Here is an 18691-nt window from a genome sequence, read left to right on the forward strand (position 1 = left end):
GACCTTCCCGCGCGGCCACCCCACCCCGCCCCCTTGCCGCCGTCGGCGTGCGCACGAGCCTCCGCATGACCCACCCAGGGGCGCGGCGAACTGCGCGACCAGCCCCCACTCACCCGCAGCCGCCCGAGAACCGCACCCGGCCCACCGTCTCCGGGCACAACCTCAGGCCGTGCTCTGCATCAAAATGCCGGCGAGCGGGGCGGGTTCACGCGGGGTCCGACGCCTTCTCGGGCCGCGGTTCCGGTGCCGTCACCGGAACCGCGGCCGCCCGTGCGCGGGAGCGGGACACCGCCACGCCCGCCAGGCACAGCACCCCGCCCGCGAGCGTGAACAGCCCCGGGACCTCGCCGAGCGCCAGCCACGACATCAGGACGACCAGGGCGGGGACCGCGTAGGTGGTCGCGCCCATGCGGCTGGCGGTCGTACGGGCAAGGGCGTAGGCCCAGGTGGTGAAGGCCAGGGCGGTCGGGAACACGCCCAGGTAGACCATGTTGAGGGTCGCCGAGGCGGGGGCGTCGGCGACCTCGGACACGAGTTGGCCGGCGAACGGCAGGCAGACGACGGCGCCCACGAGGCAGCCGAAGGTCGTCGCCTGAAGCGGGGACGCGGAGCCCAGAACCGGCTTCTGCGCGACGACTCCGCCGGCGTAGGCGATCGCCGCGAGCAGGCACAGGACCACACCGAGCACCGAGGCGCCGCCGTCGTCCGACATCGACAGGCCCACGGTGACCGCGCCCGCGAAGGACACCGCCATCCCGGCCAGCAGCCGGGGCGGCATCGCGTCGCCGAGCAGACGCGCGCCGAGCAGGGCGATCAGGAGCGGGCCGATGTTCACGACCAGGGCCGCGGTGCCCGCGTCCACCTGCTGTTCGCCCCAGTTCAGGACGACCATGTAGAAGCCGAACCACAGCACGCCGGAGATCGCGATGCCGCGCCAGGCGGAACGCGGGGGGAGCCCCTCCCGGCGTATCAGGCAGATCACGCCCAGGGCGAGGGCGCCGGAGAGAAGCCGGCCGAGGGCGAGCGCGCCGGGGGAGTAGGCGGCGCCCGCGCTGCGGATGGAGACGAAGGCGGAGGCCCAGAGGACGACGGTGACGGTGGCTGCGGCGGCTGCGAACAGTTCGGTGCGGCGGGGGTGCATCATGCTCCTGAGGTTAGGGACGGGGGCGAGCCCGGGCTCGCGGATTTCGGACGCGCCGTTCGCGGGCGTTCAGCGCAGCGTTCGTGTGTCGAGGCCCAGGAGATCGGCCCACATCCGTTCTCCCGTCGCCGTCACCTTCACCGCCCTCTCCGAACCGATGCGCACGCACCAGCCCTCCTCCAGTGCGTGCCGGCACAGAGCCGCTCCCGCCACGCCCGCCAGGTGCGGTCGGCGTTCCGTCCAGTCGAGGCAGGCCCGGGCCAGGGGCCGGCGGCCCGTGCGGTGGAGGGCGATGCCCGCGTCCTCGAACCACGCGAGGCCCGCCTCCGTGAGGGCGAACCCCGTGTCCTGGCGCAGGAGACGACGGGACGTCAGGGCGTCCGTCAGGGCGATGCCCAGCCGGCCCGCGAAGTGGTCGTAGCAGGTGCGGCCCCGGGCCATCGCCGAACCGGCGCTCGACTCCCGCAGGTTCCGCGGACGTCGGTCCGGGTCCGGGGAGACCTGTGCCGCCAGGTCCTCCACCAGGTGTGCCACCCTCGCGTCGGCGAGGCGCACGTACCGGTGGCGCCCCTGGCGCTCCTGCGCGAGCAGTCCGCCCGCGACCAGGTGGCCGAGGTGCTCGCTCATGGTCGACGCGGCGACCCCCGCGTGGCGGGCGAGCTCGCCCGCGGTCCAGGCCCGGCCGTCGAGGAGGGCCAGGAGGCAGGCGGCCCGGGTCTCGTCGGCGATCAGGGCGGCGAGCCTCGCCAGTCGGGGTGCCTGCGGGTCCTTGGTCATGCGGTCCAGCATGGGGCAGGAATGTTTCGGCGCCCACCGAAACAAGCGCGGCACCCGCCGGAGCGGGGCTACGCGGGGCGTCCGACCTGCTCGTACTGCTGGGCGAGACCGTCCAGCAGGGCCCGGAGCCCGGTCTCGAACGCCCGCTCGTCGATCTTCTCCTGCTGCTCGGCGAGCAGGTGCGCCTGGCCGAGGTGGGGATAGTCGGCGGGGTCGTACGCGCTCGCGTCGTCCACGAAGCCCGCGGCGAACGAACCGAGCGCCGAGCCCATGATGAAGTACCGCATCAGCGCGCCGATGGAGGTGGCCTGCGCAGGCGGCCAGCCCGCGTCGACCATGGCGCCGTAGACCGCGTCGGCCAGGCGCAGTCCGGCGGGGCGCCGGCCGGGGCCCCGGGCCAGGACCGGGACGATGTTGGGGTGGTCGCGCAGGGCGGTGCGGTAGGAGACGGCCCAGTCGTGCAGGGCGGTCCGCCAGGCCCGCCCGTCCTCGAACATCGACAGGTCGACCTGGGCGCTCACCGAGTCGGCGACGGCCTCCAGGATCTCGTCCTTCGTCCGGAAGTGGTTGTAGAGGGACGGGCCGCTGACCCCGAGTTCCGCCGCCAGCCGGCGCGTGGACAGTGCCGCCAGGCCCTCCGCGTCCACGAGCGCGCGGGCCGTCTCGACGATCCGGTCGGTGCTGAGGAGGGGCTTGCGCGGTCGGGCCATGGCGCACATAGTAGGGCTGCGGACCAGAAACTAGCAGTGCTAATTTAAAGGTGTCCTTCTCAAGTGAGGTGATCTCGTGGTCGACCTGGGGCTCAGCGAGGAGCAGACCGCCGTCCGGCGGCTGGCGCGGGACTTCGTGTCCCGGGAGATCGCCCCCCACGTCGTCGCCTGGGACCGCGCGGAGGACGTCGACCGGTCCATCGTCAAGAAGCTCGGCGAGGTCGGCTTCCTCGGGCTGACGATCGACGAGGAGTACGGCGGCTCGGGCGGCGACCACCTCGCGTACTGCCTGGTCACCGAGGAGCTGGGGCGGGGCGACTCGTCCGTGCGCGGGATCGTGTCCGTCTCGCTGGGGCTGGTCGCCAAGACGGTCGCCGCGTGGGGGAGCGAGGAGCAGAAGCGCCGCTGGCTCCCCGGGCTCACCTCCGGCGCGTACGTCGGCTGCTTCGGCCTCACCGAGCCCGGCACCGGCTCCGACGCGGGCAACCTCGCCACGCGTGCGGTGCGGGACGGCGACGACTACGTCATCGACGGCACCAAGATGTTCATCACCAACGGCACCTGGGCCGACGTGGTGCTGCTGTTCGCCCGGTCCACGGACGCGCCCGGCCACAAGGGTGTCTCCGCCTTCCTGGTGCCGACGGACACCCCCGGCCTCACCCGCCGCACGATCCACGGCAAGCTCGGCCTGCGCGGCCAGGCCACCGCCGAACTCATCCTGGAGGGGGTCCGCGTGCCCGCCTCCGCGATGCTCGGCGAGGAGGGCAAGGGGTTCTCCGTCGCCATGTCCGCGCTGGCCAAGGGGCGGATGTCGGTGGCGGCGGGGTGCGTGGGCATAGCCCAGGCCGCGCTGGACGCGGCCGTCCGGTACGCCGGGGAGCGCGAGCAGTTCGGCAAGCCGATCGCGAGGCACCAGCTCGTCCAGGAGCTGATCAGCGACATCGCCGTGGACGTGGACGCGGCCCGGCTGCTGACCTGGCGGGTGGCCGACCTGATCGACCGCGGCGAGCCCTTCGCCGTCGAGTCCTCCAAGGCCAAGCTCTTCGCCTCGGAGGCGGCGGTGCGCGCCGCGAACAACGCGCTTCAGGTGTTCGGCGGCTACGGCTACATCGACGAGTACCCGGTGGGCAAACTGCTGCGGGACGCCCGCGTGATGACCCTCTACGAGGGCACGAGCCAGATCCAGAAGCTGGTGATCGGGCGGGCGCTGACGGGGGTGTCGGCGTTCTGAGTACTCGTCTGAGTACCTGAGCGGATGTGGCCCCTGCCGCTCCTGGCCGAGACTCTGGCCATGAGTGACACACCGGTCAAGCAGCAGAACACGGCCGCCTTCTACGGCCAGGCCGTCGCCTCTTTCGCCGTGGCCATGGCCGCGACGGCCGTCGGCATCTTCCGGCTGAACGCCGACGCCTGGGTGCGGGGCTTCCTCGCGATCGCCGTCCTGTACCTGGTCACCTCGGCGTTCACCCTCGCCAAGGTCATCCGCGACCGCCAGGAGGCGGGCCAGATCGTCAGCCGGGTCGACCAGGCCCGCCTGGAAAAGCTGCTGGCGGAACACGACCCCTTCGAGAAGCTGTGACGGGGACGACCGAGGCGCCCTGCCGGGGCCCGCGGAGGCTCGGCCCACGCTAGTCGCCCACCGCTTTCGGCCCCGCCCTCAGGTTTCCGCCTTCGCTCGGGCTCGCGGGGTCGTGACCCGGCCCGTCCAGGAGACCCGGGTCGCGGCAGGCGACCACTGCCTTCGGTGCCCGGGGTTCGGCGTCGCCCCGCCCCTGCTCGGCTGCGGAGTCGTGCCTCGGTGTCCGTGGGGTCGGGACCTTGCCCGTCCCGGGCAGCTCAGGCCGCCGCTCCGGTACTTGCCCGCCCCCCTCGCCCCTGCGTATGGCCTTGCCCCGCAGTTCTCCATCCTCGCGCCGGCTCGCGGTGCCGCGGTCCGGTCGGCCCGGAGGCCCGGCCCCGGGCCGGCGAATCCGGCGCCACCCCCAAGCTCCTTCCCTCCTGCCGGCACCCCCTGAGCGGGGGTGCTAAGCGCTCGCTCAGGTTCGGCGGTATGGTGGGGGTTCTGACAGTGGAGAGGGGCGTGCGATGAGTACGGCGGAGGAGACGGCCGGCGGCGAGACGTCGGCGTGGGGCGAGGTCACGCCCGACGCGGCGCGGCGGCTGCTCGTCGCCGCGGTGGAGGCGTTCGCCGAGCGCGGTTACCACGCCACCACGACCCGGGACATCGCGGGCCGGGCCGGGATGAGCCCCGCCGCGCTCTACATCCACTACAAGACCAAGGAAGAGCTGCTGCACCGCATCAGCCGGATCGGCCACGCGAAGGCGCTGGAGATCCTCCAGGTCGCGGCCCGCGGCGAGGGCACCGCGACCGAGCGGCTCGCGGACGCGGTCAGCTCCTTCGTGCGCTGGCACGCCGGCGGCCGTACCACCGCCCGGGTCGTCCAGTACGAACTGGACTCCCTCGGCCCCGACGCCCGCGCCGAGATCCTCGACCTGCGCCGGCAGTGCGACGCCGTGGTGCGCGGGATCATCGAGGACGGCGTGGCCTCCGGCGAGTTCGACGTGCTCGACGTGAAGGGCACCACCCTCGCCGTCATGTCGCTCTGCATCGACGTGGCCCGCTGGTTCAACGTCGACGGCCCCTGGACGCCCGACGAGGTCGGCGCGCTCGACGCCGACCTCGTGCTGCGGATGGTGGGCGCGTCCAGGTGAGCGCCTAGAGGTAGTACCGGGACACCGACTCCGCCACGCACACCGGCTTGTCCCCGCCCTCGCGCTCCACACTGAAGGCGACGGCGACCTGAACGCCGCCCGCCACGTCCTCGACGCCGGTGATCCGCGCGGTGGCGCGCAGACGGGAGCCCACGGGCACCGGTGCGGGGAAACGCACCTTGTTCGTCCCGTAGTTGACGCCCATCCGCACGCCCTCGACCTTGATGAGCTGCGGTCCGAACAGCGGCAGCAGGGACAGGGTGAGATAGCCGTGCGCGATGGTCGTGCCGAAGGGGCCCTGCGCGGCCTTCTCCGGGTCGACGTGGATCCACTGGTGGTCACCCGTGGCGTCCGCGAACAGGTCGATGCGCTTCTGGTCGACCTCCAGCCAGTCGGTGTACCCGAGCTGTTCGCCGACCGCCGCCTTCAGGTCGTCGGCGCCCGTGAAGATCCTCGGCTCTGCCATGTCCCGGCCTCCTCGCCACATGATGTCTAAGCGACTGCTTAGCATGGTCGGCCGGGAAGCCCCTGTCAACGGACCGCGAGGGTGACGGCATGGGTAGGCTTCGAGGGGTGCCCCAGATTCCCGAGAAGATCCATGAACTCACGGTCGGTCAGCTCGCCGCCCGCAGCGGCGCCGCCGTCTCCGCCCTGCATTTCTACGAGTCCAAGGGCCTGATCAGCAGCCGTCGCACCACGGGCAACCAACGCCGCTACTCCCGAGACGCGCTGCGCCGGGTCGCGTTCATCCGGGCCGCCCAACGCGTCGGCATCCCCCTGGCCACGATCCGCGACGCCCTCTCCCAGCTCCCCGAGGGACGCACCCCCACCCGCGAGGACTGGGCCCGCCTCTCCGAGGCATGGCGCTCCGAACTCGACGAGCGCATCAAGCAGTTGAACCGCCTCCGCGACCACCTCACCGACTGCATCGGCTGCGGCTGCCTCTCCCTCGACACCTGCGTCCTGTCCAACCCGGACGACGTCTTCGGCGACCGGCTGACCGGTTCGCGGCTGCTGGTGGAGCGGGGCGGCGGCGGGCAGAAGAACGGCCGCCGCGATCAGGAACGCTGCCGCTGAGCCGTACGGCCGGGAGCGGCGTCCGTCCCGCCCCCGGCCGAGGCCCCGTGGTCACCGCGCTCCCGGCCTGGCCGTCCAGGCCGAACTCCTCGCCCTGCCCTACGGCGACCGCTGGGCACACCCGTACTGGGCCAGCGCCTCGGCCACCAACTGAGCGTTGGACGCGGCCCGTCGGCCGTCCGGCAGGACCAGCATGTCCTCCAGGCCCACCCTCGTCGCGAGCCCCAGCCGGCCGGCCAGCCGCAGCACCGGCCAGGCGCCCGCGTCCTCGCCGTGCAGCAGCACGGGACGGCCGTGGGCCCCGCCGAGCTCGGCGAGCAGCGAGCGCGCGGTGGCCTCCGGCGCGTCGGTGTCCGTCACCTCCGCGAGGACGCGCAGCACCTTCGGCCCGATCGGGGACCGCGCGAACCGCTCTGCCGCGTCCGTACCGGACCAGATGCCGGCCTCCACGCCCACGCCCAGGTCGATCAGCGCCGCGGCGAGCGACTCGGCCCCCGGCTCGTGCCAGTTCACCGAGGCGTGGTCGGGCAGCGCGGTCCAGCTCCGGACGCGGGCGACCCGGTCCGCCGGGTCCGGTTCCGCCCAGGCGCCGGTCGTCACGCCGACCGGCACCGACACCCGCGCACGGATCGCCTCCAGCGTCGCCGCGACCACCCGCGGCGACAGACTGTCCCGCCCGCACGGTGTCTTGGGGTGGACATGGAGGTCCGTGGCGCCCGCGGCCACGGCCTCGGCCGCCGACTGGGCCATCGCCAAGGGCGTGAGAGGCACCGCCGACCCGTCGGCGGCCCCGCGCGGACCGTTGAGACACACCTGCACCATTCCTCGATGGTGCCAGGCGGCACTGACATTCCGAGCCTGTTCCACAGGGGGTGCGGCATCCCCGGCGCACCCCCGGCGCGCCCACACGCTCTAGGCCGACATCAGCAACCGTCCGCGCCTGGCGTCCGCCAGGGCCTCGGGTGTGAGCACGGGCCGCGGTACCAGGATTCCGCAGTCCGTGCAGACCGGGCCGGTCGAGGGTTCATGGTCCAGTTCGTACCTCCAGACGAGCCGCTCCCCGTCGCACACCGGGCACACCGCGCCCGGTTCGCGCTCCAGCGCGGAGATCAGCCTGCGCAACACCTCGGCCAGCGAGTCATCGGGGTGCACCCGGGGGTCGTCGCACCAGGCGACTCCGAACCCGCCCCAGGTCAGCCGGTGCCAGTCGTCCACACTGCCCGGCCTGCGCAACCCGTCGTGCTTCTCCTTCTTGCGCCGCTCGGCGAACTCGACCTCGTAGGCCAGCCAGACCGAACGCGCCTCCTCCAGTTCCTCCAGTGCGGCCACGAGCCGCGCTGGGTCCGGGGAGCGGTCCTCGGGACCGAATCCCGCCCGGGAGCACAAGTGGTCCCAGGTCGCCCTGTGCCCGTAAGGGGCGAACCGCTCAAGGCACTTGCGCAGCGAGTAGCGCCGAAGCGCCAAATCGCACCGCGGATCCCGCACCTGTCTCGCCAGACTCCGGAAACCGGCCATCGCCCTGCACCTCCGTCACACCTGCACCTGTACTTCGGTCACTTCGGCGTCGCCGCACGGACTTCGCACGGCGTTGCCGAATAGACGTATCGACAAGCGATTCGGCTCCATCCGATTTCCGATGCCCCCCATAAGCTCAAGAACCCCTGCCAAAACTTGACGCATGTTCATCTTCAATCCCGGGGATACCGGCGGTAACGTCCGGCCACACCCCCGTCGGTTGGAGCTGCCATGCCACGGCGCACCTCACGCACCGCACTCGACAGACTGAGAACTCCCAGCAGGCTCACCGGGTTCCTGAAGTCCGCATCCGTATGCGTCCTGATTGCCGGCCTTTTGTCCCCGCTTGCCCAGACGGCCTCGGCCGCCGGGACCGCGGCGCCCAACGACTACTGCGGCGGCCAGTGTTCCGACATCCTGCCGCCCGGTCAGAACGGCAACGCGACCCTCGCGCAGATCCTCCTCAACCAGGCCTTCGGCACCCAGCCCGACCACGCCGAGGACCAGCTCGGCCCCTACGCCAACCTGGCCAAGGGGTACCCCACGCTCACCAGTTCCACCATCAACACCTTCTTCAACGACGCCTCCTTCGGGGTCCCGTCCGATCAGGTGGCCTCCACTCTGAGCCCGGCCGGCCGCACCGATGTGAAGATCGTCCGTGACAAGAAGACGGGCGTCCCGCACATCACCGGCACCACGCGGTACGGCACCGAGTTCGGCGCGGGCTACGCGGCCGCACAGGACCGGCTGTGGCTCATGGACGTCTTCCGGCACGTGGGCCGGGGACAGCTGACCGCCTTCGCGGGCGGCGCCCCCTCCAACCAGGGGCTGGAGCAGCAGTTCTGGCGCAACGCGCCCTACAGCGAGGCCGACCTCCAGGCGCAGATCGACAACGCGGTCGCGGCCAACGGAGCCCGCGGCCAACAGGCACTCGCCGACGCCAACGCCTATCTCGCCGGCATCAACGCGTACATCGACGCCTCCGACAGCGGCCGTTACTTCCCCGGCGAGTACGTCCTGACCGGCCACAAGGACTCGATCACCAACGCCGGCACCATCGACCACTTCAAGCTCACCGACCTGGTCGCACTGGCCTCCGTCATCGGCGCCCTGTTCGGCTCAGGGGGCGGCGGCGAGGTCAACAACGCGATCTCCCTGATGGCCGCCCAGGAGCGGTACGGCGTGACGAAGGGCACCGAGGTCTGGGAGTCCTTCCGCGAGCGCAACGACCCCGAGGCCGTCCTCACCGTCCACAACGGCGAGAGCTTCCCGTACGCCACGAAGCCCGCGAACCCCCAGGGCGGGGCGCTGCCCGACGCCGGTTCGCTGACCACCGAGCCCCTGGTCCACGACGCCACGGGCACCGGCGCCGACCAGAGCGCGAGCGCGGCCTCCGCCACGGCGACCGCGAACGCCCTCACCTCGGCCAAGCGCGGCATGTCCAACGCCCTTGTGGTCAGCGGGAAGTACACCGCCGGCGGACACCCGGTCGCCGTCTTCGGCCCCCAGACCGGCTACTTCGCCCCGCAGCTCCTCATGCTCCAGGAGATCCAGGGCCCCGGCCTGAGCGCCCGCGGCGCCTCCTTCGCGGGCCTGAGCATGTACGTCGAACTCGGCCGCGGCCAGGACTACTCGTGGTCCGCCACCACCTCCGGCCAGGACATCATCGACACCTACGCCGTCGAACTGTGCCAGGACGACTATCACTACCTGTACCACGGCACCTGCACGGCCATGGAGAAGATCGAGCAGAGGAACTCCTGGACCCCGACCACGGCCGACGGCACCGCCGCGGGGTCGTACACGATGCGGGTCTGGCGCACCAAGTACGGCCCCGTCGAGTACCGGGCCACCGTCGGCGGCAAGAAGGTCGCCTACACCACCCTGCGCTCCTCCTTCATGCACGAGGCCGACTCGATCATCGGCTTCCAGATGCTGAACGACCCGGACCACGTCAAGAGCCCGCAGACCTTCCAGAGCGCGGTGCAGCACATCAACTACACCTTCAACTGGTTCTACGCCGACTCCACGCACACCGCGTACTACAACAGCGGGGACAACCCGGTGCGCGCGTCCGGGGTCGACGCCGAGTTCCCGGTGTGGGCGCGGTCGGCGTACGAATGGCGGAACTGGAACCCGGCGACCAACACCGCCGACTACACGCCGCCCTCCGCGCACCCCAACTCCATCGACCAGGACTACTACATCTCCTGGAACAACAAGCAGGCCGAGGACTACACGACCGCGCCCTGGGGCGACGGCTCGGTGCACCGCGGCAACCTGCTGGAGGACCGGGTGAAGAAGCTGGTCGCCGCGGGCGGGGTCACCCGGGCCTCGCTGGTGAAGGCCATGGCCGACGCGTCCCTCGCCGACCTGCGCGCGGAGGACGTCCTGCCGGACCTGCTCAAGGTGATCAACAGCTCCACGGTCACCGACTCCACGGCCGCGGCCGCGGTGAGCAGGCTCCAGGCGTGGCTGACGGCGGGCGGCAAGCGCACCGAGACGTCGGCCGGTTCGAAGAAGTACGCCGACTCCGACGCGATCCGCATCCTGGACGCGTGGTGGCCGCTGCTGGCCAAGGGCATCTTCGAACCGGGCCTCGGCACCGGCCTGTACACCGCCATGCAGGCCAACCTGCCCGTCGACGAGTCCCCGTCGGCGGCGCACGGCCCCACCGGCGCCCACGCGGGCAGCTCCTTCCAGTACGGCTGGTGGAGCTACGTCGACAAGGACGTCCGCGCGGTGCTCGGCGAGAGCGTGCGGGGCCCGCTGGCGGACAAGTACTGCGGCGGCGGCAGCCTCGGCGCCTGCCGGGACATCCTCATCAGCACCCTCAAGACGGCGGCCGGCAGGACCGCGGCCCAGGTCTACCCCGGCGACGACGTGTGCTCGGCGGGCGACCAGTGGTGCGCCGACTCGATCGTGCAGCGCACCCTGGGCGGCATCAAGCACTACAACATCAGCTGGCAGAACCGTCCGACCTACCAGCAGGTGGTGGAGTTCACCTCGCACCGGTAGCGGCACCGGCGGCGGTACGGCGGTCGGCGGCGGGTCCGTGGACGACGGCCCGCCGCCGGCACCCGGCGGCTCATCCGTACAGGAGATGGTTCTTCCGAATCCGCCGGAAGGCGCTCAGCTCCTCCCGCCAGCCCGCCACGACCTCGTCGGTGCTCGCGCCGGCGTCGATCATCGTGCGGACCAGGGCGGACCCGGTGAGCCTGTCGATCCAGTTGTCCGCGCGCCAGGCGAATCCGGACCAGGTCTGCCTGGCGGTCACGAGCAGGGCGACACCGGTGCGGACGGGGTCGTACGCGGGCCGGTCGTGGACGTGGATCTGCACCCCGCCGATCGTCCTTCCCTGGAACTTGGAGAAGGTGGGCGTGAAATAGGCCTCCCTGAAGTGCACACCGGGCAGGCCGAGTTCGTTCGCGGCGGCGGCCCAGCGGCCGTCCAGGCCCTCCGCGCCGAGCAGTTCGAAGGGGCGGGTGGTGCCGCGGCCCTCCGAGAGGTTCGTGCCCTCGAAGAGACAGGTGCCGGAGTACACCAGCGCGGTGTCGGGGGTCGGCATGTTCGGGCTCGGCGGGACCCAGGGCAGGTCCCAGTCGTCGTAGAACTCCGAGCGCCGCCAGCCCGTCATCAGGACCGTGTCCAGGGGGACGGGCGTGGTGAGGAACTCGCCGTTGAAGAGGCGGGCCAGCTCCGCGACGGTCATGCCGTGCGCCTGGGAGACGGGCTGCCGGCCCACGAAGGACGCGAACTCCCGGTGCAGGACCGGGCCCAGGGCCGCGCGGCCGGTGACGGGGTTCGGGCGGTCCAGGACGACGAAGCGCTTGCCGGCGAGCTGGGCCGCCTCCATGCAGTCGTACAGGGTCCAGATGTAGGTGTAGAAGCGGGCGCCGACGTCCTGGATGTCGAAGACGACCGTGTCCACGGCGGAGGCGGTGAAGACGTCGGCGAGGGCCTGGCCGCTCTTCAGGTACGTGTCGTAGACGGGGAGGCCGGTCGCGGGGTCGTCGTGGCGGCCCTCGGAGCCGCCGGCCTGGGCGGTGCCGCGGAAGCCGTGTTCGGGCCCGAACACGGCGGTGAGGTTCACCCGCTCGTCGGCGTGCATCACGTCGACGATGTGGCGGACGTCGCGGGTGACGCCGGTGGGGTTGGTGACGACTCCGACCCTCTGGCCGTGGAGCTGTGCGTAGCCGGACGCGGCGAGGTTCTCGAAACCGGTGCGTTTCCTTGTTCGGGCGGCGGAGGCCGGTGGGGCCGAGGAGAGGGATGCTGCTGCCGTTGTCGCTGCGAGGAGAGCTCGTCTGGATAGGCGCATGGGGGGCACGGTATGCGCTCCCGCGTGCTGTCGGGAGGCTGCGAGCGGTACGTGGCTCGGCGCGCGGTTCCCCGCGCCCCCGCAGGAGCGCTCCGATCACCCTTCCTTCCCACATACCGACCGGTTAGTCTGACGGTGCAGTCGAGCCGCAGTCGAAGGAGACCGATGGTGGAAGCCCTGCAAGGTGCCGGAGTGGTCGTGACCGGAGCGGGAGGTGGCATCGGGGCCGCGCTTGCGCGGCGCTTCGCTGCGGAAGGGGCCCGGGTCGTCGTCAACGACCTTGACGCCGGGCGGGCCAAGGCGGTCGCCGAGGAGGTCGGAGGGATCGCCGTCGCCGGGGATGCCTCCGCCGTGATCTCCGAGGCGCGCGACGCCCTGAACGGCGTCGTCGACGTCTACTGCGCCAACGCCGGTGTCGCCTTCGCGGGCGGGAACGCCGACGAGCCGCTCGACGAGACCGGCTGGGCCACCTCCTGGGACGTCAACGTCATGGCCCACGTCCGGGCCGCCCACGCGCTGCTTCCGGGATGGCTGGAGCGGGGCAGCGGGCGGTTCGTGTCGACCGTCTCCGCCGCCGGGCTGCTGACCATGATCGGGGCCGCCCCCTACGCCGTCACCAAGCACGGGGCGTACGCCTTCGCCGAGTACCTGTCGCTGACGTACCGGCACCGCGGGATCAAGGTGCACGCGATCTGCCCGCAGGGCGTGCGGACCGACATGCTCGCGGCCACCGGGACCGCGGGTGACCTGGTGCTCAGGCCGACCGCCGTCGAGCCGGAGGATGTCGCAGAGGCGCTGTTCCGGGGGATCGAGGAGGACCGCTTCCTGATCCTGCCGCACCCCGAGGTCGCCGAGTACTACCAGGTGCGGGCCGCCGAGCCCGACCGCTGGCTGTCCGGCATGAACCACCTCCAGCGCAAGTGGGAAGAGGTCCGATGAGCGAGTCCCGGTACGCCGCCAAGCCCTGGCTCGCGCTGCTCAGCGAGGCCCAGCGCGGTCCGATCGACCCCGACGACTCCCTGGTGCACGCCCTGCGCCGGGCCGTCGCCGAGGCACCGGAGCGGCCCTTCCTCGCCTACTTCGACGGGCGGCTCACCTACCGTGAGGTCGACGAGCTCAGCGACTCCGTCGCCGGGCACCTCGCCGCCCGCGGTCTGGAGCGCGGGGACCGGGTGGCGATCCTGCTCCAGAACTCGCCGCTGTTCGTGCTCGCGCTGCTCGGCGCCTGGAAGGCGGGCGCGGTCGTCGTGCCCGTCAACCCCATGTACAAGTCGGGGGAGGTCGGCCATGTCCTGCGGGACGGCGAGGTGGCCGCACTGATCTGCTCCGACCGGGCCTGGGAGTCGTACCTGCGCGAGACGGCGGCCGGCTCGCCGGTGCGCATCGTCCTCACCGGGTGCGAGCTGGACTTCCAGACCCGCGGCGACGCGCGCGTGCTCGCCTTCGAGCGGCTGCCGCAGGCCGAGGACGCCGACGACCTGGCCGCGGTCGCGCGGGCCGGGCACAAGGCGCCCGAGGGACGGGACGTCACGCCCTCGGACATCGCGCTGATCAGCTACACCTCCGGCACCAGCGGCACCCCCAAGGGCGCCACCAACACCCACGGCAACATCATGTACAACGCCGAGCGGCAGCGGACCGGGCTCGCGCTGCCCGAAGGGCCCGTCTACTACGCCCTGGCCCCGCTGTTCCACATCACCGGCATGGTCTGCCAGCTCGGGGCGTGCCTGAACAGCGTGGGCACGCTGGTGCTGACGTACCGCTTCGAGGCGGGCGTGGTCCTGGAGGCCTTCGCCGAGCACCGGCCGCACTACACGGTCGGCCCCTCGACCGCCTTCATGGCCCTGGCCGCCCACCCGGACGTCACCCCCGGACACTTCTCGTCCTTCGTCAACATCTCCTCGGGCGGGGCCCCGCTGCCGCCCGCCCTGGTGGAGAAGTTCCGGGCCGGTTTCGGCCCGTACATCCGCAACGGCTACGGGCTGACCGAGTGCTCCGCGCCCTGCGCGTCCGTGCCGCCGGAGCGGGAGGCGCCCGTCGACCCGGTGTCCGGGACGCTCGCGGTGGGGGTGCCGGGGCCCGACACGGTCGTACGGATCGTCGACGACACCGGCGCCGAGGTGCCCTTCGGCGAGCAGGGCGAGATCGTCGTGCGCGGGCCGCAGGTCGTGCCCGGGTACTGGCGGCGGCCGGAGGCGACCGCCGAGACCTTCCCGGACGGCGAACTGCGGACCGGTGACATCGGGTTCATGGACTCCGAGGGCTGGCTGTACGTCGTCGACCGCAAGAAGGACATGATCAACGCGTCCGGCTTCAAGGTGTGGCCGCGCGAGGTCGAGGACGTCCTTTACACGCACCCGGCGGTGCGCGAGGCCGCCGTCGTCGGGGTGCCCGACGGGTACCGCGGGGAGACCGTCAAGGCGTACATCAGCCTCCGTCCGGGTGTCGAAACCGACCCCGATGCGCTCGCCGCGTACTGCAAGGAGAGACTGGCGGCCTACAAATACCCGCGACAGGTGGAGATCCTGCCCGAGTTGCCGAAGACGGCCAGTGGCAAGATCCTCCGTCGGGAACTCCGTTCCCGACCGCACGACGGCGAATGACCTTACGGAAGGCAGGTGGCGGCACAGTGCCCAGGACGACGGACGGAGACGGTACGCCCGTCCCGCAGCGGCTGCTGGCCGCCGCCACCCGGCTCTTCGCCGAGCAGGGCTACGACCGCACCTCCGTGCAGGAGATCGTCGAGGCGGCCGGCGTCACCAAGGGGGCGCTGTACCACTACTTCGGTTCCAAGGACGACCTCCTGCACGAGGTGTACGCGCGCGTGCTGCGCGTCCAGCAGGAACGCCTGGACGCGCTCGCGGGCGCCGACGAGCCGATCGAGAAGCGGCTGCGGGCCGCCGCCGCGGACGTCGTGGTCACCACGATCGAGAACCTCGACGACGCGTCGATCTTCTTCCGCTCGATGCACCATCTGAGCCCGGAGAAGAACAAGCAGGTGCGGGCCGAGCGGCGGAAGTACCACGAGCGCTTCCGCGCGCTCATCGAGGAGGGCCAGGAAGCGGGCGTCTTCTCGAAGGCGACCCCGGCCGACCTCGTCGTGGACTACCACTTCGGCTCCGTCCACCACCTGTCGACCTGGTACCGCCCCGACGGCCCGATGGGCCCGCAGGAGGTCGCCGACCACCTGGCCGACCTCCTCCTGCGGTCCCTGCGTCCCTAGAGGGACTGTCAGAGGTACTTCTTCAGCTCCCGGCGCGCCAGCGAGCGCTGGTGGACCTCGTCCGGGCCGTCCGCGATCATCAGGGTGCGGGCGCCGGCGTACAGCTCGGCCAGCGGGAAGTCCTGGCTGACCCCGCCCGCGCCGTGGAGCTGGATCGCCCGGTCGATGATGTCGACGACCGCGCGGGGCGTGGCGATCTTGATGGACTGGATCTCGGTGTGCGCGCCCTTGTTGCCGACCGTGTCCATCAGCCAGGCCGTCTTCAGCACCAGCAGACGCAGCTGCTCGACGGTCACGCGCGCGTCGGCGATCCAGTTGTGGACCACGCCCTGCTGGGCCAGCGCCTTGCCGAAGGCCGTGCGGGAGACGGCCCGCCGGCACATCAGCTCGATCGCCCGCTCGGCCATGCCGATCAGCCGCATGCAGTGGTGGATCCGGCCGGGACCGAGCCGGGCCTGGGCGATGGCGAACCCGCCGCCCTCCTCACCGATCAGGTTCGCGGCCGGCACGCGCGCGTGGTCGAAGACCACCTCGGCGTGGCCGCCGTGGTAGTGGTCCTCGTAGCCGAACACCCGCATCGCGCGCGTCACCGTGACGCCGGGGGTGTCCCGGGGAACCAGGATCATGGACTGCTGGCGGCGGATGTCCTCGCCGTCCGGGTCGGTCTTGCCCATCACGATGAAGATCTTGCAGTCCGGGTTCATCGCCCCGGAGATGTACCACTTGCGGCCGGTGACGACGTACTCGTCGCCGTCCCGTTCGATGTGCGTGGTGATGTTCGTGGCGTCGGAGGACGCGACCTCCGGCTCGGTCATGGCGAACGCCGAGCGGATCTCACCGGCCAGCAGCGGCTCCAGCCACTGCTTCTTCTGCTGCTCGTCGCCGAACTGGGAGAGCACCTCCATGTTGCCGGTGTCCGGCGCCGCACAGTTCAGCGCGGTCGGCGCCAGCTGCGGGGAACGGCCGGTGATCTCGGCGAGCGGCGCGTACTGGAGGTTGGTCAGCCCGGCGCCGTACTCGGAGTCGGGCAGGAAGAGGTTCCACAGCCCCTGCCTGCGCGCCTCCGCCTTCAGTTCCTCCACCACGGCCGGCGTGTCCCACGGCGAGGCCAGGCGTGCGCGCTGCTCCTCCGCGACGGCCTCGGCGGGGTAGACGTGCTCGTCCATGAAGGCGAGCAGCTTGGCGCGCAGCTCCTCGGTGCGTGCGTCGAACGCGAAGTCCATGCGGATCAGCCTTCCTGGATGCCGTCGCGAAGAGTGGTGAGACCGTGCCGGATGAAGACCGGGACGAGGTCGCCGATGCGGTCGAAACCGCGGCCGACCGTCTGGCCCTTGGTGTAGCGGTAGTGGATGCCCTCCAGGATCACGGCGAGCTTGAACCAGGCGAACGCCGTGTACCAGGACACCTCCGAGACGTCCCGGCCCGAACGCTCGGCGTACCGCGCCACCAGTTCCGCCGGGGCCGGGTGGCCCGGGGCCTCGGCGGTCGTGGAGACCGGGGAGTCGGGCATGCCCAGCGGCAGGCTGTACATCACCAGCAGGCCGAGGTCGGTGAGCGGGTCGCCGAGGGTGGACATCTCCCAGTCGAGGATCGCCCTGATGCGGTCGTCGTCGCCCATCAGGACGTTGTCGAGCCGGTAGTCGCCGTGCACGACCGTGGCCGTCGGGGACTGGGGGAGGCGCCGGCCGAGCGTCGCGTGCAGCTCGTCGATGCCGGCCAGGTCGCGGTTGCGGGAGGCGTCCAGTTGCTTGCCCCAGCGGCGCAGCTGACGGTCCAGGAAGCCCTCGGGGCGTCCGAAGTCGGCGAGCCCGACCTCCGCCGGGTCGACCGCGTGCAGTTCCACGAGGGTGTCGACGAGGGACAGCACGGCGTCGCGGGTGCGCTCGGGGCCGAGCGGGGCGAGCTGGTCGGCGGTGCGGTACGGGGTGCCCTCGACGAACTCCATGACGTAGAACGGCGATCCGAGCACTTCCTCGTCCTCGCAGAGCAGGACCGGGTTCGGCACGGGCACGTCCGTGGGGTGCAGGGCGCTGATGACCCGGTGCTCGCGCTTCATGTCGTGCGCGGTGGCCAGGACGTGGCCGAGCGGGGGCCGCCGTACGACCCACTTCGTGGTGCCGTCCGACACCGCGTACGTGAGGTTCGACCGTCCGCCCTCGATCAGCCGGCCGGTCAGGGGGCCCTGCACCAGGCCGGGCCGCTCACGGTCGAGCAGGCCGCGCAGCCGGTCGAGATCGAGGCCTGGCGGATGGTCGGGGCTCATCAGGGCTCCTTACGCGCGCGGGAACGGGTACCGACCATCATGCCGACTGGTCGGTATGTCGTCCAGGGGGAACGGTGAACGTGATCCGGCCCACGATAGGCCGACGGCTCCCCGCGTGCTGCGGCGGGGAGCCGTCGGCAGGTCGCGATCAGCTCAGTGGTCGTCCCAGTGGCCCTCGTGGGCGGCGTGCCGGTGGCCGTCGTGGAGGTAGTCGACGTGATCGCCGTGCAGCACGCTCTCATGACCGCAGTCCTGGCCGTGCCGGTGGTCGTGCCCCTCGTGCGAGACGTGCCCGCCGGGCTCGCACTCGTCCCAGTGACCCTCGTGCTCGCGGTGCAGATGCCCGTCGTGCGCGTAGTCGACGTGGTCCTCGTGCCGCACCTCGGCGTGCCCGCAGCCCGAGCCGTGCGTGTGCGCGTGAGAGGCGTGTTCGTGGTGGAGGGTGGTCATGGTGCTCACCTTCGAAGCGAGGGGTGATGACGTCGCACAGGCTGCCACGCGAAGGGTGCACGCACGGACATTCCGACCTGCGTGGCGCACGAGTACCCCGGAGGGGCGAGGACGGTCGTGGCGGCGGGGGGTGGGCTGGGCCCGAGGGGTCATGGCGGCTGGGCTCAGGTGGGGCCGCAGTAGTCGGATCTGAGCGGGGGCGGTGGTGGGGCTCCGGTGGGAGGGGCGGTCGGGTCTGGGGGGCGGTGGTGGGGCGCGGGCGAGGACGAGCCGGCCCGCTTCGAGCGGGTACGGCGGTCGGGCTGGGACGCGCGAGCAGGCGCGCAGGCGGCGCTCGGTTCGGATTCGGTGGTCGGGCTGGAGTGGACGCGGTGGCCGGGTTCTGGTGTGGGCGTGGTGGTGAGGCGCGGCGACCGTGCTCAGGTGGGCGCGCTGTCTGGGCTCAGGTGGGGAGGGCTGATGTCGGTCGGCCGGACTGGGCCGGGGCGCTGGGCGGCGCGGC

18 protein-coding genes are annotated in these 18691 nt (G+C 71.8%); 8 read left to right on the forward strand and 10 right to left on the reverse strand.

The window, feature by feature from the left end:
- Nucleotides 1–205: 205 nt before the first annotated feature.
- The 3 genes from ACIQJT_RS38785 to ACIQJT_RS38795 form a co-directional block, all read right to left on the reverse strand.
- A complete protein-coding gene (locus ACIQJT_RS38785; RefSeq protein ID WP_365457986.1) occupies nucleotides 206–1141 on the reverse strand; it encodes a DMT family transporter in 936 nt (311 codons plus the stop codon).
- Between the two features lie 69 nt (nucleotides 1142–1210).
- A complete protein-coding gene (locus ACIQJT_RS38790; RefSeq protein WP_402650283.1) occupies nucleotides 1211–1930 on the reverse strand; it encodes an ArsR/SmtB family transcription factor in 720 nt (239 codons plus the stop codon).
- A 56-nt stretch (nucleotides 1931–1986) separates the two neighbouring features.
- Complete coding sequence (locus ACIQJT_RS38795; protein ID WP_365457528.1) at nucleotides 1987–2628, reverse strand: TetR/AcrR family transcriptional regulator; 642 nt, start codon at nucleotides 2626–2628, stop codon at nucleotides 1987–1989.
- A gap of 76 nt (nucleotides 2629–2704) precedes the next feature.
- On the opposite strand from ACIQJT_RS38795, the gene ACIQJT_RS38800 reads away from it, so the two are divergent.
- The 3 genes from ACIQJT_RS38800 (at nucleotide 2705) to ACIQJT_RS38810 (ending at nucleotide 5340) form a co-directional block, all read left to right on the forward strand.
- Complete coding sequence (locus ACIQJT_RS38800) at nucleotides 2705–3859, forward strand: acyl-CoA dehydrogenase family protein (RefSeq protein WP_365457531.1); 1155 nt, start codon at nucleotides 2705–2707, stop codon at nucleotides 3857–3859.
- Between the two features lie 60 nt (nucleotides 3860–3919).
- On the forward strand, nucleotides 3920–4207 hold the full coding sequence (locus ACIQJT_RS38805; protein ID WP_020117785.1) for a YiaA/YiaB family inner membrane protein: 288 nt from the start codon (nucleotides 3920–3922) through the stop codon (nucleotides 4205–4207).
- 506 nt (nucleotides 4208–4713) lie between these two features.
- The gene (locus ACIQJT_RS38810) at nucleotides 4714–5340 is read left to right on the forward strand and encodes a TetR/AcrR family transcriptional regulator (protein WP_402650284.1); all 627 of its coding nucleotides are present in this window, start codon (nucleotides 4714–4716) and stop codon (nucleotides 5338–5340) included.
- A gap of 4 nt (nucleotides 5341–5344) precedes the next feature.
- On the opposite strand, the gene ACIQJT_RS38815 is transcribed toward ACIQJT_RS38810, so the two are convergent.
- Complete coding sequence (locus ACIQJT_RS38815; RefSeq protein WP_365457538.1) at nucleotides 5345–5806, reverse strand: MaoC family dehydratase; 462 nt, start codon at nucleotides 5804–5806, stop codon at nucleotides 5345–5347.
- A 107-nt stretch (nucleotides 5807–5913) separates the two neighbouring features.
- Here ACIQJT_RS38815 and soxR point away from each other — a divergent pair, with 107 nt between their 5' ends.
- Nucleotides 5914–6417, forward strand: a complete 504-nt coding sequence (gene soxR / locus ACIQJT_RS38820) for a redox-sensitive transcriptional activator SoxR (protein ID WP_365457541.1) — start codon at nucleotides 5914–5916, stop codon at nucleotides 6415–6417.
- A gap of 99 nt (nucleotides 6418–6516) precedes the next feature.
- Here the strand turns inward: soxR and ACIQJT_RS38825 are convergent, their stop codons facing one another.
- Together ACIQJT_RS38825 and ACIQJT_RS38830 are read right to left on the reverse strand one after the other, a co-directional pair.
- On the reverse strand, nucleotides 6517–7239 hold the full coding sequence (locus ACIQJT_RS38825) for a 3-keto-5-aminohexanoate cleavage protein (protein ID WP_402650285.1): 723 nt from the start codon (nucleotides 7237–7239) through the stop codon (nucleotides 6517–6519).
- Between the two features lie 90 nt (nucleotides 7240–7329).
- Nucleotides 7330–7932, reverse strand: coding sequence for a hypothetical protein (locus ACIQJT_RS38830; protein WP_365457547.1), 603 nt, complete (start codon nucleotides 7930–7932; stop codon nucleotides 7330–7332).
- A gap of 231 nt (nucleotides 7933–8163) precedes the next feature.
- Between ACIQJT_RS38830 and ACIQJT_RS38835 the strand changes: the two genes are divergently transcribed.
- The gene (locus ACIQJT_RS38835) at nucleotides 8164–10950 is read left to right on the forward strand and encodes a penicillin acylase family protein (protein ID WP_402650286.1); all 2787 of its coding nucleotides are present in this window, start codon (nucleotides 8164–8166) and stop codon (nucleotides 10948–10950) included.
- Nucleotides 10951–11020: 70 nt separating this feature from the next.
- On the opposite strand, the gene ACIQJT_RS38840 is transcribed toward ACIQJT_RS38835, so the two are convergent.
- A complete protein-coding gene (locus ACIQJT_RS38840; protein ID WP_402650287.1) occupies nucleotides 11021–12253 on the reverse strand; it encodes an exo-beta-N-acetylmuramidase NamZ domain-containing protein in 1233 nt (410 codons plus the stop codon).
- A gap of 165 nt (nucleotides 12254–12418) precedes the next feature.
- On the opposite strand from ACIQJT_RS38840, the gene ACIQJT_RS38845 reads away from it, so the two are divergent.
- From ACIQJT_RS38845 to ACIQJT_RS38855, 3 genes are read left to right on the forward strand one after another with little or no spacing between them, the layout of a single operon-like run.
- Complete coding sequence (locus ACIQJT_RS38845) at nucleotides 12419–13192, forward strand: SDR family oxidoreductase (protein ID WP_402650288.1); 774 nt, start codon at nucleotides 12419–12421, stop codon at nucleotides 13190–13192.
- Nucleotides 13189–14856 (forward strand): AMP-binding protein, encoded by a 1668-nt coding sequence (locus ACIQJT_RS38850; RefSeq protein WP_365457559.1) that lies wholly within the window; start codon nucleotides 13189–13191, stop codon nucleotides 14854–14856. Before ACIQJT_RS38845 ends, ACIQJT_RS38850 begins: the two co-directional genes overlap by 4 nt.
- Nucleotides 14857–14882: 26 nt before the next feature.
- Nucleotides 14883–15476: a TetR/AcrR family transcriptional regulator gene (locus tag ACIQJT_RS38855; protein WP_053850262.1), complete on the forward strand. Its 594-nt coding sequence runs from the start codon at nucleotides 14883–14885 to the stop codon at nucleotides 15474–15476.
- A gap of 8 nt (nucleotides 15477–15484) precedes the next feature.
- Here ACIQJT_RS38855 and ACIQJT_RS38860 read toward each other — a convergent pair whose 3' ends face one another.
- The 3 genes from ACIQJT_RS38860 to ACIQJT_RS38870 form a co-directional block, all read right to left on the reverse strand.
- Nucleotides 15485–16699, reverse strand: a complete 1215-nt coding sequence (locus tag ACIQJT_RS38860; protein WP_365457565.1) for an acyl-CoA dehydrogenase — start codon at nucleotides 16697–16699, stop codon at nucleotides 15485–15487.
- Nucleotides 16700–16704: 5 nt separating this feature from the next.
- The gene (locus tag ACIQJT_RS38865) at nucleotides 16705–17739 is read right to left on the reverse strand and encodes a phosphotransferase family protein (protein WP_365457568.1); all 1035 of its coding nucleotides are present in this window, start codon (nucleotides 17737–17739) and stop codon (nucleotides 16705–16707) included.
- A gap of 153 nt (nucleotides 17740–17892) precedes the next feature.
- The gene (locus tag ACIQJT_RS38870; protein WP_365457571.1) at nucleotides 17893–18189 is read right to left on the reverse strand and encodes a hypothetical protein; all 297 of its coding nucleotides are present in this window, start codon (nucleotides 18187–18189) and stop codon (nucleotides 17893–17895) included.
- Nucleotides 18190–18691 lie beyond the last annotated feature (502 nt).

Origin of the sequence: Streptomyces sp. NPDC091972 (assembly GCF_044756385.1) — a bacterium.
Taxonomy (GTDB): domain Bacteria; phylum Actinomycetota; class Actinomycetes; order Streptomycetales; family Streptomycetaceae; genus Streptomyces.